The following is a 720-nucleotide window of genomic DNA, read 5'->3' on the forward strand; positions in this document are numbered from 1 at the left end:
GGTGCGGCGCGGGGCGGGAGTGGTGCGGCGCGGGGCGGCGCGGGAGTGGTGCGCACCGGCACCCGGTCCTGCGGTTGACCGACCGTGCGGCCGGCCGGCTCCGGGCGGGCCGCCGCCGGGGTGGTGCGCACCGGCACCCGGATGGTGGTCCCCTCCGTCGGCACCGTGCGCCGGCCGTCGCTCTCCCGGGAGGCACACGATGCGTCGGCGAAGCCCCTTTACGCCGTGCAGCCTTCCCGGCCGACGGCGAGCGTCACGCAGGCGACGGCCTGGGCGGCGTCCTTGACGGCCACCATCGGCGTGTAGGCGTCGGCGTCCCCGGCGGTGGTGATCGACGCGCTCCGGCTGGCCCGCCCGGCCCGCACCACCACCTCGTCGCCCTGCCCGGCCCGGGTGACGCGCCCCCAGGCCGCCCCGCACGCCCGGCTGTAGCGCACCTCGACCACGGCCGTGCCCACGGTCGCGGAGCCGGCGGTGGTCACCCGGTCGCCGCTGCACCCCATGGCCTCGGCGTCCTTGCCGGTGCAGGAGGCCCCGGCGCACTTCACGCCCGGCGGCAGGCCGGGGTCGGCCGCGGCGGTGGCCGACGGCGACGCGGCCGCCTCGCCGCCCTTGCCCGCGCGGCCCGCATCGGTCAGGAAGAACACCCCCGCGAGCACGACGAGCACACCGACCGCGGCCGCGAGGACCATCGTCAGCCGTCGCTTGCCGGCGCTCCCT

The 720-nt window shown here is 79.3% G+C and carries 1 protein-coding gene; it reads right to left on the reverse strand.

Features of this window, described 5'->3' with window-relative positions; all coding sequences use genetic code 11:
* Positions 1-218: 218 nt before the first annotated feature.
* Positions 219-720 (reverse strand): DUF2690 domain-containing protein (locus tag SZN_RS37270; protein WP_007506602.1); only part of this gene is annotated, 502 nt, incomplete at its 5' end.

Origin of the sequence: Streptomyces zinciresistens K42, from assembly GCF_000225525.1 — a bacterium.
Taxonomy (GTDB): domain Bacteria; phylum Actinomycetota; class Actinomycetes; order Streptomycetales; family Streptomycetaceae; genus Streptomyces; species Streptomyces zinciresistens.